The organism is Bremerella sp. TYQ1, assembly GCF_020150455.1.
Lineage (GTDB): Bacteria > Planctomycetota > Planctomycetia > Pirellulales > Pirellulaceae > Bremerella > Bremerella volcania_A.
This window is the reverse complement of the sequence record NZ_CP083740.1, coordinates 3,316,791-3,332,237: the sequence shown is the minus strand read 5'-3', so window position 1 is coordinate 3,332,237 and position 15,447 is coordinate 3,316,791. Positions and strand designations below refer to the sequence as shown.

Annotated in this window: 5 protein-coding genes; all 5 read right to left on the bottom strand. The window is 53.6% G+C overall.

Features of this window, described 5'->3' with window-relative positions; translation table 11 throughout:
- Positions 1-15: 15 nt before the first annotated feature.
- On the bottom strand, positions 16-2,352 hold the full coding sequence (locus LA756_RS13270; RefSeq protein WP_224435206.1) for a type VI secretion system Vgr family protein: 2,337 nt from the start codon (positions 2,350-2,352) through the stop codon (positions 16-18).
- Between the two features lie 146 nt (positions 2,353-2,498).
- Entirely contained in the window at positions 2,499-2,993 is a 495-nt protein-coding gene (locus tag LA756_RS13265; protein WP_224435205.1) for a type VI secretion system tube protein Hcp, read from the bottom strand.
- 384 nt (positions 2,994-3,377) lie between these two features.
- Positions 3,378-8,681: a vWA domain-containing protein gene (locus LA756_RS13260; protein WP_224440356.1), complete on the bottom strand. Its 5,304-nt coding sequence runs from the start codon at positions 8,679-8,681 to the stop codon at positions 3,378-3,380.
- 240 nt (positions 8,682-8,921) lie between these two features.
- On the bottom strand, positions 8,922-10,136 hold the full coding sequence (locus tag LA756_RS13255; RefSeq protein WP_224440355.1) for a hypothetical protein: 1,215 nt from the start codon (positions 10,134-10,136) through the stop codon (positions 8,922-8,924).
- A gap of 307 nt (positions 10,137-10,443) precedes the next feature.
- Positions 10,444-15,246: a hypothetical protein gene (locus LA756_RS13250; RefSeq protein ID WP_224440354.1), complete on the bottom strand. Its 4,803-nt coding sequence runs from the start codon at positions 15,244-15,246 to the stop codon at positions 10,444-10,446.
- Positions 15,247-15,447: the final 201 nt, after the last annotated feature.

The window sequence follows — 15,447 nt, the reverse complement described above, 5'->3', positions numbered from 1 at the left end:
CTCCTAAAGTACAAGTTACTCTGGCAACGACTTGAAGCCTGTTTTCTCGTCGTGGGCCATAGCAGGTTCGGTAGGGGCTGCTTTGGTGACGGTTTCCTCCGGACCTGTCGGTGCGGTCGGAGTTGTCGTGGAAGCGGCTTGAGCGGGGGTCGACGAACCGCCGCTGTTGATGTTGACCAGCGTTCCCTGAATGAAAATACCGCCGGGGTTGATACTGATGAAGTTGCCGCCAACGCTCAACGAGAGGCTAGCCCCCGCTTGAATGTTGACATTCATACCACCCTTGATATTGATGGTTTGATCCGCGGTTTGGTTGAACGTGGTTCCAGCCTCAATATCGATACCAGTACTCGCGGAAGTGCTGATCTCGTTGCTGGACGTATTGAAACTTGAGTCGACGGTGAAGTGCAGGTTTTTGCTCTTCTGCATAATATCACCATCGACGAGCAGTTCGTGGTCGCCTTCGGTGTGCTGTTTCGAGTCTCCTTCACAGGTCATCTCGAGGCCTTCGGAGCCGATCAGGATGCCGACACTTTTTTCGACGACCAAGGCGATGTTGCCACCTGTCGACTCGTCGCCGTGGCCAACCATCATTTGATGATTGCCTTCGATATGTTCAATCTGGTGGCGTTTGACGTTGATCTCTTTGTCCTGATAGATCAACTCACGCTGCCAACCGCCACGTTTACCTTCCTTGTCCTCGTAACCAATGATTTGCGATCGATTGCCGAACGTGCGATTTCTCGAATCGTTCAAGACGCGGACGTCGAGATCTTTCTGTGCATGCAGAAAGATGCGTTCCTTTTCCGCTTTGTCATCGAAGAACAGCTCGTTAAAGCCTTCACCGCCAGGCGTGCTGTTCGTTTTGAAGTAGGTCTTCGCCATGTCGTCAGGAAGCTTGTAGGCGGTTTCCTGAGTCGAGTTATAAACCGAACCGACGACCAGCGGCCGGTCGGGATTGCCATCGAGAAAGTCGACGACTACTTCCTGTCCGACGCGAGGGATCGAAAGGAACCCCCACTTTTTGCCGGCCGATGCCTGGGCCACACGGATCCAACAAGATGTTTGCGTACTAGGTTTTTTTCGGTCGCTGTTTTCCGGGCGAGCCCAATGAAACAGACATTTGATTCGAGCATGCTCGTCGGTGTGGATCTCTTCCCCTTCGGGACCGATCACCGTCGCCGTTTGAATGCCACCAACGGTTGGTTTCGGAGTCGTTCGCGGAGGATTAAAGACGTAGCTTTCCGGGACGCATGTAAACGAATTTGTGTACTTTCCGCCGGCGGCAGGACCGGTGGCGTAGTTGGGGTTGCTGCCGGAATGCTGCACGGAAATGATGGCAAACGTCTTGCTGTCGTCCGCTGGAACACGCTTGGAATTGAGCGTGAACTTACTGCCTGCGGCAAACGAAACGCAATCGCTTGTGCCGGTGACGCGATCGAACGGGTGCTCCTCTTCGCCGATTCGTACCTTCGATAAATCGGTCGACTGGGTGCTGCCGTTGCTGGACGACTTCGAGTCGACAAAGTTGCCGGGGTAATCGTACATCTCGTACTTTTTGAAGTCGGATGCAAGTTTGTTGCTGATTTTAGTTTCCGAGTTCTTTTCAAAGTTCTCGTAAGGTTCTTTGAAAGTATGATCGGAATGAGTCCACTTACCGGCGACAAATTCGTAGCGGTGTTCCCAGTCAAGAATTTCAGGGCCAACGTTGTGCGTTCCAGCCGACGTGGTGCGTTGGATCGGGTTTTTCTCGATCGAGTCGAAGTAGGCTTGGGCATTGTCGGCCATGATTAGCTTATTGCTATTGGACCCATCGCCCGAGAAATCGAAGAAATAGAAGATGCCGGCTTCTTCCATCAGGCGACTGACGAAATTAAAGTCGGTTTCGCGATATTGAACGCAGTATTCCAGCTTCGGATAGTTGTTCTCTAATTTTCGCTCGAACTTGGCTATGTCTTTAATCGGGTCGGAATTGAAGACATCCTCGATGATATCGGGAATCGATTTATCCTCGAAGATTCGGCAGTCAGACGTTTGCGTGAGAAACCAAAGCCACGGGACAAGTTCGGCATGGAAGCCGGCCAGCACGCCTGGCTGGTAGTCGGACGAAAAACGATTGATGTAACCTTTGACGTAGCGAGTATCTGAATCGCCAACATAGAAACGAAGCTTGGCCTCCTTGTTCAGGATTTCCTCTGGCTTGTGCTGCATGTCGTCGCGTCGTGATGCGAGGTGCAGCTGATAGCTAAAGAGCTTGGAGATTCCTTCGCTGCCGGTGAACGACAAGAGATAGAAATCTTCCCCCAGTTGGTCTTCCAGGGTGTACGCACGATTCTCTTGAGCTTTGTTCATGGTCGGTGGAACGTCCAAGATGGAAAGGCTGACGAAAAACCAACATGCCCGGTGCGTTGCGGTTGGTTCGGCGTTCGCTGGTTATTGAACGCAAAAACGCAGGGGAGACGGATAGAGCTCCCCTGCGTCCATTCGATCGGAGCGTTTTAGCCGTTCTTGCCGGCTTCGACATCCCACTTGGCTTCGACTTTGCCCTTGTTCGAGCCGTCTTTGCCGTACTGGGTGTAGGTCCACTTGATCATTTCGGCGTTCAGCGAGAACGATTCGGTCGGCACAACGCCGTCCCCTTCGACATTCGCACTGAAGCTGTACGAGGTAACGATCACGTTATCCAGCTCGAACTGGAAGAACGGAAGGCGTTTGCCCTTATCGCCGAGGGACATGACCATGTCGATTTTGACTTTGCTGTGCACGGTACCAGCGGCGACCGATTCGATCAGCTTTGGAGTCGACTTGTCCATTTCCTTCACGCAGACAATGTCGCCGAAGATAGCACTTTGGACGTGTCGCGACGAACCGGACGAACCCTGCGAAGCGGCACGCGTGATGCTTTCGCTGATGGACAGGAGGTTAATCCAATCCTTGTGATCGGTATCGTTGCTTTCACCTGGGATGTTCGGAAATTGAATGAAACCAGACATTACTAATCTCTCCCTCAGTCATGAAATGTAGGTGTACGATGGAATCGGCTTAGGCTCGTGTGTCTAGCGCGAAACCCCTGTGATTGATCTCAGGTTGGCCCCGCTTCCCCTGAATGTATCTAGGTTTACGACGCGTCGCGGACATCGTTGCGTGGATTTCCGAAAGAATCTTGGAAATCTGGCAGCAACCCATTGGAACGAGCATTCAAAGGTCGCAAGTGGAATAACTGTAATGATTTGCGGCAATATATTGGCGTGCCGCCAGCAGCTTGATACGTACCTCATCGCACTGAAAGTGTCGAAGCGGAATACGTTCTCAGGCTTTGGGGTTTGGCAAAGTGTCCTGCGCAGCTTGCCTAACTTCCGAAGTGGCAGAGCCGGGGATTACCACTTCGGGATTTGCACGTCGAGCGTGAAAGAAGGAGCTCCGGTCGTCAGCTGTTCGCGTGTCCAGATATCGACTCGAGGATTGGCGGCCGCCTCGACATCGTTTTTACTTTCGTACATGAAGCGATGGGTGATGCTGAGGATCTCCTTGCTTCCGTCGCCAGCAATTGTGTACGTCCGCTGGATCCGCGGCGGAGCAGGGAAGATGCCAACATGGTGCGGCTGGATGCCCTGCGTCCCAGGCTCGACGCGAACGACGATCTGATATTTGTACTGATCCAAGCTGGTCGACGATTCGACTGTGAAGTCGCCAGCCTCGAAATCGGCGTCGGTGTTGGTCACGTTGTTTACCAGCAAGTCGCGGAGCGAGATCGACTTCCTTGGTTTGATTGGCTTTTCAAGCTGCGTATAAACTTTGACTCTGGCCCATTTGGCAGCCGGCTGCCACTGGTTCAGGCGGATGAGAAACTCGGGAAACTGCGTTTCATTTCGTAAAAGCAGATCGCCGAAGTAACGTGTCTCGAACAGTTCGTTCGGTTTGAACGCGTTGGTCACGCTCGGTTGGATTTCGGCCCAAATATGAAAAGGGCGAACGGTAAAGTAAGTGTTGTTCGTGTTCTCGAGACGAATTGGAATTTCAAGCGTGCCTGTATCGGCGTCGGGCGACTGGAAGTTAAGAATCTGCGCGAGGTATTCCCCCTCGAAATTCAAAGCATCATGCACAGAGATGGTGGCCTGAGCAGCTTCGTCCGTTGGATCGTCGGTGAAGATTAGCTGCTTCAATTTGCCATCGTATCCGAGGCGAACTCTTTCGCCCCCACGCAATTGAATCTCTGCGGTGTCATCTGTATGAAGTTCTCGAACGATGTAGTCGTGACGCTGGTTGTCAAATCGATCCTTGGCATACCAGATTTCTCCGAAGTCGTACGGAACCGGCTCTTTCGGATCATCCGTTCGTTGGACCGAAAAGTAGATTTTCGTTTTGATCAGGTCTTCGATTTTTCGTTTCAGCTCAATCTGTTGATCGGCTGGAATGAAACCGCCGCGGCCTCGTTCCTTCGCCAACCAGGCGATCTCGGCAAGCGTGTTCGCTTTGGGACGCGAATTGGGATTGGTTTGCAAATTGCGTGCTTGTTCGCCTAAAGCGAAACCGACCACTTGAAGCTGTAAATTACGGTACTTTGGCTTCTCGAGCTCATCAATCAAGTTGATCGCGCTTGTTCGATAAGGACGACTGCTGGGGTCGTCTGCCTGATCGTTCGCTCCATCCGTAATCACGATGATTTGGGTCGGTTTGCTAGGGTCAACTTTTTGTAGCGCGCGTGAAATTGAGTAGTAGAGTGGCGTTTCGCCGTAGGCTTCCAGGTCTTCAATTGCATCTTGAATTCGAGCCACGTCGACGCCTGGTTCGTTTCGCTGCGGCGTGCGATTCAATAGTGGAGCCAAGTTGTCGTTGACCAACGTCATGACATCGTTGGCCGGAACGATGCCTGCGGGCACGTCAGCCCCAGGTCGCTGGATCGGTTGATTATCCGCGTCCCAGCCGACACGACTTCCAAACGCATACGTCAAAACGCGAAACTGCCCTTTGGGGCTCGCCATCGTTCCCAGAATGTCCTTGAGAACCCCTTTGGCAATACTCATGCGTGACGCCGGGGGATTGCCAGGAACAAGCTTGGCCATCGAGCCAGAGCAGTCGAGAATGAAAATGACATCGGCCGTGCCAGACAGCTCGCCCGAGACCGAAACGTTAGGTTGCCGGAACGGGAAAGGATTGATGTCGACAACTTGAGTAATGCTGTCGGGTCGCTTAGTGCCGGAAATTTGAAGTGGGAATCGTCGGGCGTTTCCGCGGAAACGAATCCGCTCGGTACATGTCGTCGTTCGTAAGATTTCCTGCGTCTTGATGATCTGCTCGAAGGGACGTTGGGCCTGATAAAGGCCGGTCGGCTGCGTTTGAAATGGATGAGCACGCTCGGTTTGGCCGGTTGCATCAGCATATGCGATGGCGGTTCCTTCGTTGACGAGCACATCGATGGCCGAGATGCCAGAAGGAATCGATTTCGGAAAATGAACCGTGAGTGTATGCCGTAAGTCATCCGAGGAATCGCTGATAGAAGCAGGCGGATTACCGACTTCCACCCATCGAATGTAATCCTTCCGGAGTTGGCTGAGCCGACTGATGACACTAGCGGCCAGATCGCTCGGTGCACTTACGGACTCTTTGCTGAAGGGCTCAAGAAAGCTTTGGGCGGAACGATCGAAGTAAGGATTGCGAGAGTCGTTCCCCCAGAAATCTTCCATGGCTCGGTTCGCGCACCAGGCCAGATGTTCTTTTCGTTGAACACGATAGTCGACCTGAGGTGGCGTCGTGCGATTGACTTCCAGGCGAGTGCGATTGCTGACCACTAGCCCGGTGAATGCCGTGGCCTCGGTTGCGTTGGGAGCACTCGGAAAGGTTTCGATTTCGCGAGTCGGCGTCAGCGAACTCTCCATGGCTTGCTGAAAAACATTTTCGGCGAATTGAACTGTCGCTCCGCTGTTCTTCAGCAATTGCTGGGCTTGAGCTTCTCGTTCGGTCGAAAGTGCGGCGATCTGATAGTCGGAAGCACCGCCGGCCTGGTTCATTGCCAATTTCCAGGGGCCTTTTTCAAACGAGGAAAGCCCCAGAATCAGCGGGCTGGATGACTCAGGCTGTACATTCACGGTGCCGAGCGACTGTCCTAGAATGGCCTGCATTTTGGCTCGCAGCGAATTGCGATCGTACGTGGTCATCGAAGGGCTAAGCTTTGCCACGTAACGCACACGAAGCAGGTTGTAGATTTCCAGCAATGTTTCGGAATCGGAGCGATCTTTTCCGCCTTGGGCATCCAAAATGTCTTGCGACTCGCGATTGAGGAAACGCACGACTTCGCTGTAGCTTTGGGCGATGTCGTTGACGAGTGTTTCGTCGGGCATGGGGGCTTTGGAATAGTCGGGACGGTTTTCACCCTCAAGCTTTCTCGGCGAGAGTGAAATGGCCAGTTCGTTCGTTTTCTGAATCGCCGACGTGACTTGATTTAAACGCGATTGCCGTTCGGCATTAGGGTACGGATGGTGCGCCAGCCAATCGAGGAAGAACGGTGCCGACGCACGGACACTATCGACGACCAGGTAGGCGGTGGTGAGACGATCCTTCTTCTGCTGGATCGCTTGAAGACTTTGCGTTCCATCATTCAACGTAGCGTTGAGCTGTAGCGATTCCTTCGGCTGCAACGCGTAGAGTCGGTCTTCCGCTTCGCGACGCGTTTGATCGGCATCGGCCAGCGAACGTTCTAACCAAGGAAAGACGCGTTGATCGGTAACGAACGCGATCTTCTCGAGTTCCCGCCGAGTTTGTAACGCGGCAACCATCGCATTTCGATAGTCGGTCGCGTCGTACGAATCGGACTCGATTCCAAAGTTGGTTTCCAAGGTTTGGAAGAAGTCGCGTAGCATGACCAGCATTTCGACTTCGATGACATGCGTTCCTTCGTTCTCGCCGGTAACAGGAGAATTAGGGGCGGTCTGCAGGTAAGCGAGAAGGAGCTTGATATTCTCTAACGTTAAGTCACGCTGGTTCTCTGGAGTGAAGCCATCCAGAAGGAATTCGGCCGCTGCATAGTAATCTGCACAGACAAGCGGTTTGAGTTTGTCTTGTGTCTTCTGCTTCGTATCTTTGGCTTCCTCGTTCAGCTTCTGTTCATGGGTTTTGATCTCGGCAATGGTGGGAACGCCGGTGATCTGTTTCGGATGCGTAGCTCGCCAGGCAGCCAAACTGCTATGGGGGAATGGCTTCGCATCGGAAACGTCCCGCTGGAGGCTGCTGTCCTTATAGTAAGCCAACTGCGAGTTCATTATCGCCGCTTGAGCGATCGTATCGTATTGAGCCAGCGTCATTGCCAGATCGTCGATCGACTTGTTGATCGCTTTCAAGCTTTGGGCGAGTTCTGCCTGATAGGCAACGCCTGACTCGGTAAGTTGCTCGGCACGCGTCAAATCGTATTGAAGCAAGCTAAATCGTGCCGGCGCGATCTTCAAAGCTCCCTGGTCTCCGAGCAGTTTCAACGCATCCCATAACTCTGCCAAACGCAGCTGGCTGGAACTGTCTGAGCCTGGCGATCCGCTAGGTTTGACTTGGAACTTGGCGTCACCAACACGGCTTAGCAGAACACTTGCCGGAGCCGGGGAGTTGCCAATTGGGATTAGCATCGGGACTTGGTGCGAATTGCGATTCTGCACTGCCCACTGATCGACATGCTTTTGCAGGTAAGTGTGAAGTTCGTCCAGCGAGACACTATCGTCCGCCACCGATGTTGGCATCTCGTTGGCCTCGCCCATCAGACCGCGACCGAAGAACAGCCCAAAGTTTGTGCCTCCTTCATATGGATTGGACCAAGCCTTTTGCCCATCGCTATTGGAGAGCAGCAGGAAAGTGTTGCCCAGTTGAATATCTTGCGGAAGGGACTGAGCCAACATCTGCGATGCAGACGGGAAATCGTTGAACAGGCGGTTGGAGGACCATTGCGATTCGGCTCGACCCATGTCGAGCACTAACAGCTTGAACGCCTTGGGATACTTCTGGATCTTGGGATGGTCCGCAATGGTTTTCAGGATATCCGTGAGCGGTACCAAGTCGGCGCCTTGATCCGACTTGCCGGGCGAGAGCGAGCGGCTGTTCTTCGCGACAAGGTAAGGAACACCATCAAAATTGGTTACGCCATGGCAGCTGAGATAAAAGATCCACCCCCCAGGTCGTGGTCCGCCGGGACCATTGGCAACCTCAAGATACTGGCTGATGGCCGAAGTGAATTCGCTGTCGTCTAGGTCGATCCAAGGTTTTTGCTGGCCTGCGCCGGCTGCCATTCCTTGTCCGGAGACCAGCTCGATGTTGCTGGCGTTGTCTTCCATGGTGAACTCGAAGTTATTACGGTCTTCCATCGCGTAAGCGTTGGGCAGCCACAACGAATCTTCATGTTCCAGCGTGGTCAGGTGCATCATCGGAGTTTTCGTTGGTTGGCAGCCAATGATGGCCACAAACGATGCAACGAGGATTACCAGGGCGAGCAGCAGCAAATTCAAAATGCCGATGTTCTTCGGGCCTTTGGTCTTACCACCTTGTAGATAGGCTTTGTCGGAGCGGCTGTTCCCTGCGTTCGCTTCGCCCCGTTTGCGGCTGCGCCAATCGGAGGGATCTTTGGGAGCCTTAGAACTGGGCTGAGGGGGGCCGGCGGGCTTTCCCTTGGACTTCGGTTTGCTCGAACCTTCTCGCCAATCGGCCATAGTGCTCGCGTTGCTCCTATTTCACGCGGACCCGAGTTCGTGATCTTCCAGATGGCGGAGATTGTAAAACAATTCTCAGGTCGACTAAATCGAGGTTACCAAATAAACCGCGATGTAGAGAACGAGATTCTTCTAAAATCAACATGTCGCCACTGGAAGCCCAAGAACGCAAAACGCTACGTCATCGTTTGGGCATGACGTAGCGTCGAGAGATGCTTCGTTCGTCAGCTGTTTGACCCGTTAGCGGGCAATGGTGATCGCACTGCCTGGACGAAGAACTTTGAGAGCCAATCCGTCGACAGGGCTCACATGGACCAGGCTACCGTCGATCTTCATGACTTGGACCATTCCGTCGATCGTGTGGTTGCCGCGTCGGCTGTGGATTTGAATCGGAAGTACTTCACCGACACCAACTTCGGCGGTCTTGGGCATGTGCATAACTGCCAGTTGTTGGTTGTCGAGAACGAACTCGACCTTCGTTTCGACGTTGAGGGGCTGCTTCGTTTGCGGAGCCTTGCGAGCTACTTGAGCTTGTGGGGCCTGATTGTCGTGAATGACGATCGGAGCCGAAGTCGACGCAGGCTTAACATCCGAAGGCGAGATAACTGGAGCTGGCGTGTTTTCAGCGAAGCCAAGATTCACAGGAGCGTAAAAGTTCGTCGCAGGTGCTTTCGCTTCGTTTGTCGACGGCAGCGAAACGAATTCCGCTTTGTGCAGCTTCGGAGTCGAAACATCCATCGGGGCTGGTGGTGGAATCGGTGGCAGCGGTTCTCCAGCACCTGGGGCAGTCTCGCGACCAGGAATCGGTGGAGTAGGAACCGTTTCACGATTGTCTTGCTCGTTGGGGACGACGCTGATCGGCGGACAAGCGGAAAGGGCCTGCATGGCGATCGCTCGGACTTCGGCGGAAGGCTCGTGCCAACATCCGTCCGTTTCGCCGTAAGCCATGTCTTGTAGTTTCTCTTGGATCTTTTCGGTGCAGCAGTTGTTACCGCAACCGTCGTGGCAGCTGCAATTTCCAACGAGTGTAAGTACCGTTTCGGCCGCAGTCTTGCGAACTTCTTCGGTGCAATCGTTCAAGCCGGCAAGCAACGCGGCTTCGACTTTGCCTTCTTTGTCGTAGCAGCCACATCCGATCGTGGCGAGATACTTCAAAGCTTTGATCTTTTGTGGTGCGAGATCTTCTTCTGCTTTGATTTCGGCTGCCGCTTTAATGGCCGGGTTGGGCGATTGTAGGTTGGCCGGGTCGGCGATTCGCTTCAGCGGTGCCGTCTTTTCCCATTGGGGATGGTTGCCACGTCGATTGACGAGGTTGGCATTGGCAGCATCGAAGGCTTGCGGAATGCCCATCTTGTTCCACACCGTCACCGTTGGTGGTGCGGAGTGAATCGAGCATCCATTGGCAAACATGGCTACGCACGCGAGTAGGGCGTAAGGCAGGGATGGCCGAACCATGAGAAACTTCCTGTTTAGATTAAGACGCAAGTTCGATGTTAGCCTCGCATGAAGGACAATCCGTTTACGCGGGATCAACGCGCAAGGGATCTCCCCCACAGTCACTACCATCGGAGTCCTTGTCCCTCAAAAACAGTATTCGAGATGCTTGCGCAAGAGTTGACGCAAGTTGGCAAGTTGCCGCAGAAGGAAAAGTTTGCCAGAGCCTCCCAGGCTGCCGTCGATCGCTAAATCGCTGGCAGTCTGAACGATTTAGCACGGTTGAAAAGTCGCTGGCAGCGCCATCAGTGGCGGCATGAAAGCAATGCTAGTCAAATTGCAAACGATAGATCGGAGCACGTTCTTTGGCAGGCGTTGCCTGCGCGACGGTTTCGGTCGACTTAATCCCTCCGGACGACTGTCGACCACTTGTTTGCAGCGTGTAGTTGGTGTCTGGCTTCAACAGTGCGCTCTCGAAGACCCAGGTGATATCGTCGTTGTCCAGTCGTGGCTGGATCGGCAGTTCTTTGATTTTGGGTTTGTATTGGCGGTCGGTCGTCGCTTTACCGTTGACGAAGACAATCTGCGTTTTGATCACCATCAACTGCGTTGGATTGTCCATTGGGTCTTCCATCTTGGGGCCAACTCGAACAACCAGATCGAGCGGCTTTGATTTTAATCCAGCTCCGTTGACGGCAAGCACTCGCAATTTGTGCGTTGTGCCGACTTCCCATTTCAAATCTGTCGGGCGAATCTGTAGTTGAAACTGTGGGAAACGATGGAACGGGTCGTTGGCATTCGGAACGATGTTTCCGACAAGTGGCTCCAAGCGAGCCGGTTTCCCACCGATCGTGTCGCCGGGGCCAGGATCGCCATATTCAAGGTACTTGATGCCGGAATCCTTATCCTGCGCCGGAATTGTCATGGTCGCACTTCCGTTGACAGGAACTGTCATCGGCGAAGGATCGATATCGATTACCGGGGCATCCTTGTCGATCACCACAGGAATTCGCAGGCTATCAACAATCTTCCGACCGTTGAAAATCTCGACGACGAAATCGCCATTGAACGTTTCGTATGTTTTATCGCTGAGTCCTTTCACGGTGATGTCTTGCAGGGTCGACGTAATCACCAGCGGGCCTTCTGCTTGAGCTTTGGTGAGTTCGGCTGTGAACGATCGGTTCGAGTAAAGCGTCTCGGTGAAATTCAACCGAGCCGATTCAAATCCGTTCCCACGTTCCAGCAATCCCAGCTGGATCTTGTCGGGATTGATTTCGCTGGCTCCATTGAAGCTATTGGTATCGGTGGAAACTGCCAGATTCCAGTCGACCGTTTGGCTTTCCGTGGGCAAGATGATCGGAAAGCGATCAGCCGGCCAACGCGATGCCATGACGTCGATCGGTACAGGAGGCTGCATGGCGCCTTCAAAATGAGGGACATAGGAATCGAGTCGCAACGCTTCAAAGCCGGCGGACGCATCGGCATCGAGCTGCCCTGTGTTTAGATTCATGACATCACGAAACGCTCGACGAAGCGTCGGCAGTTTTTCTCCGGAGGCGATGTCTAACAAGATCGGACGTTTGACTGGCTTGGTGCTTTGGAGATTTAAGATGGCACCAAGTGTGGCGGTCGCATCAGGAGAGGCGATCGTTCCGAACGACTGGCGTTTAATCAGTTCCGAAGCATCGAAAGTGTTTTCCCACTTCCAATCCCATTCGACTCGAATGGGAACCTTCGCCAAGTTGGAAGGAAGGCCTAAATAACCAGCCAGGCGGTGTTCGTCCCAAGTCGCCGTCGGCAACGCACGTTCGCCGGTAATTGGCCGAACGATCACTTCCAAACGCGAGAGCTTGTCGGCCGGTAAAACGGAAGGTTGTACTTCGAGATAAGACTGAGGATCGCGAGGAACCCATTCGATCCAACGCATCCATGTCACAGGCTTTCCGGCGGCGTCTTTGTTTTCTTGATCTTCGATGACGACCAACAGGCCATTCGTCAAATCAACCGAAGCAATCTTCTTCGGCTCGACTGGTTTGCCATCGGCTGCCGGCGGCCCTGTCGGCCCGGTAAAACGTAGCCACTGACATCGCTCCGGGGCGACTGCTTCATTGATAATCCGCCCGCGTGCCCTGGTGGCTGGCGGGGGAACTTGGTCATAGGAAGGCGCTTCAACTCCCGTAGCCACTGCCGTGGGAAGAAAGTCTGGTCCCAAGTTCACTTTCAGGCGTTCATACGAAGCGACCTTCCAAGGAGCGATTTCGGCCGCTTGGCTGTCAGGACCACCGGAAAGTGGCTTGCGATGATACTGATCGGAAAAGATTCGCCCGGTCGGCATCACGCTTGTTTCAGGCCGGACAACGGGATACAGCGAGACATTCACTTTGCGGTTAATCCGCGAGCGATTCAAAATGCCGAGTTGGAATTCTGACTCTCGATTGTCGAACAGCGGGATTTGAACGCGTTGGCCATAGAAGATGCCTGGTTGTTGAGCGTTGACCTGTTGGACAATAAGTTCGACGACTTCCGCCCATGGAAGAGAGACATTTAGCACACTCGTGGGACTGGCATCGGTATCTGGCGAAACATATTTCGGAGGAATCGTCAGGCGGATCGCTTCCTGCTGGGCAGCTTGAATATCGCTAAGGTTTTTCCTTCGCGCATTCGCTTCTCGGTCTAGTTTGGCGGAAACGGTTCCCTGAATATTTATTGGACCACTGGCATCGATGGTGTAGTTCAACATTCCTGTCGACGAATCGAAGCTTCCGTTTTCAAACGAAATATCGAGGGCATCTCGATCGTATTCGACTTGAAAATTGACCGGACCAGGCGGGAAATTTGATGCGAGCAGCTGAAATTGAAATTCTGTCTTACCATCGATCCGATCCAGCTCGACTTGTTGCTGCTGCGAACCGGAACGAACGGCGAGATAGGGTGTCTTAACTTTTACCGGGAAGCGAAACGGTAGCGGAGGCACCTCGCCGACAATCTGCGTCATGTCGCGCCAGTCCAATGTTCTGACCCGAACTTGATAGCGAACTTGGGCATGGTAGTCCGAGGCAGTTGGAAATTCTGCAGGGACGGTGTTACCCAGAGAAACGAACGGATCTTGCGAACTCGTAGGTAACGGGCTGCCTACCGAGGCAATCTGTAGATAAAGCTCGCGCAGCTTGTCCATGCTGGCCGGAGATGCATGGGGCAGGGCAGCCGTTGAGAGCTGAGGAAGAAATGGATCGGCGTTGTCGATGAACGTATAGTCCGGGATCGGTTGCTCAGCAAACTTCTTCAGCGATTGTGCCATTCGCTGACGATCGGCCGCTTTGGGTAGCGACGTACGCAAATAGCCAATCAGCCGCAACGCGTCAGCCATTTGAGCATTGAGATTCGATGCCTCCGGGTTCCGCGGCGTGATGGTCATGTCGGCGTTGGCGTATCGCCGCATCCCTTCCAGTTCCCCAAGAGCTCGGCTGACGACATTAGCCAACGGAAGATTAGCTAATTCGGGACCGTTCGAGCCACTGGGCGGGACTTCCAACATGCCAATGGTGACATCTCGGATGTCTTGGAGAAGCGACTGATAGCCAGCGAGCGTCGAATCACTGCCCGTGTGCTCGAACATCTGAGTCACTTGAGGCACATGATAAACGCAGTAATTCCAACCTAAAATCGCGTCGCGTGTGCGCTGGCCAGCCGATGTCAGATCGGCACTCCAGGCCAATTGATAAGGGGAGTCAACAAACTGATTCCAGGACTCGATGAGGTTGTCGGCCGGAGTATCACTTAGCGGAGGAATCGTCTCGACTTTGCGACCATCGCGAATATGCGATTGCAGGGTTTCCAGCGACGATTTCATCATCGCCAGTTTCTCTTCCGGCACGCTGCCGCTGGAAAAGAGAAGGCGAAACTGATAGCCGATCAGGTAGTTGTCTAAGCGACGAAAGTACTGTGGCGCGAAGTCGACGGGGCTCCAAATCATTTCTCCACGTGCCGCTGGGGGTTGAGCCAGTTGATCGCGAAGTTGCCACACTTCATTCAAAGTGACCCAGCGAGGATCTTTGGGTTCCTCGGCTGATTTCTGTTTGTCGTCTTTCTTTTCTGAATTCGCTTTAGGCTTCGGTGCGGCAGCAGGTTTTTTCTCTTCAGTATCGGATGGCGAAGCGTCTTTTGTTTCTTCCGAAGGCTCTTCCTGGAAATACCGACAGACAAAAGTCGCAGGAAAGCTCTCGGTGAGAATGCCTTGGCCGCCCTGGAAGAGTCGCGGGGTTTGGGCGATAACACCATCGCCGATGTGGTTCTTTACTCGCACGCAGATGTGATGGTAAAGCTCGTCAAGGCTGAGTGATCCATCCGCTGAAATATCGACGATTCCTTTGCCGCTGAATGCCTCTTGTACTGCCTGCGAAAAGATGGTGTTGTGCTGCAGCGAAAGGGATAACGACTTCTGGCCACTTTCGTGCGAGGTAATCAGAAATAACTCGGAGTCATCGCGATTCTTCATTTCCGTTTCCAACGCGGAAGTGAAGTTGTTGTCCATCAAGTCGATGCGGCCGTCCGAGACAATTGTTCCTGCGTCGAGCAACACCAGCTTCAGAGGAGAATTGGCTTCCGCAATCCAATCGAGTACGACACTCAGCGGTAAAACGCCTCGGCTCTGCCAGTTTGCCAACGAGTTGCGGAGAAACGTCGGCGTCGCCACGACTACGTGCGGCTCTCCCTCGACATCGTAGCGAAGCGTGTGCGCTTGCAGATAAATCACGCAGGCATCGTTTCGGCCTGGTATGCTGCCGCCGGAAGCTTTTGCCGCCAGCTGATTGATTGGTGAAAACGTTTCTTCCAGGGCGACACTGCCCATGTGAAATGAACGTGGATCGTGATTTCCATCTTGGGCAAGCGTGTCAGCAACCGAGCTGTGGACCAACGGGATGGTGGCCCACAGGTCGTATTCGACAGGGTCGGCCGCGAAGAAATAGGTGCGCTGCTCCGACGGGGGAAGCAGGAACCAAATTAAGACACCCAAGAGAATGAGGAACAGCGTACCCACCATAAGAAGACGGACCATCCGTTTCATAGGACGTCCGCCATTGGCGGGGCGATGCTTCCAATCCTGCTTCATGCCGGGCGTCAGCTTGGCCATCGTATAACTCGTATTTTGCGTAGATTTTCGGGCAGCTGGGGCGGCTGCCCGCTTCTCCTCCGAAAGAAACGTCGACAACGGCTCCACCATCGGTCATTAAATCACACCCGTCCAGCGATTCAAGACAACGTGCTCGAGACAATCGGTTCTCAGCGTACAAGAACGAAAAAAGCGGACCAAGTTTTCTCGGTCCGCTTTCCT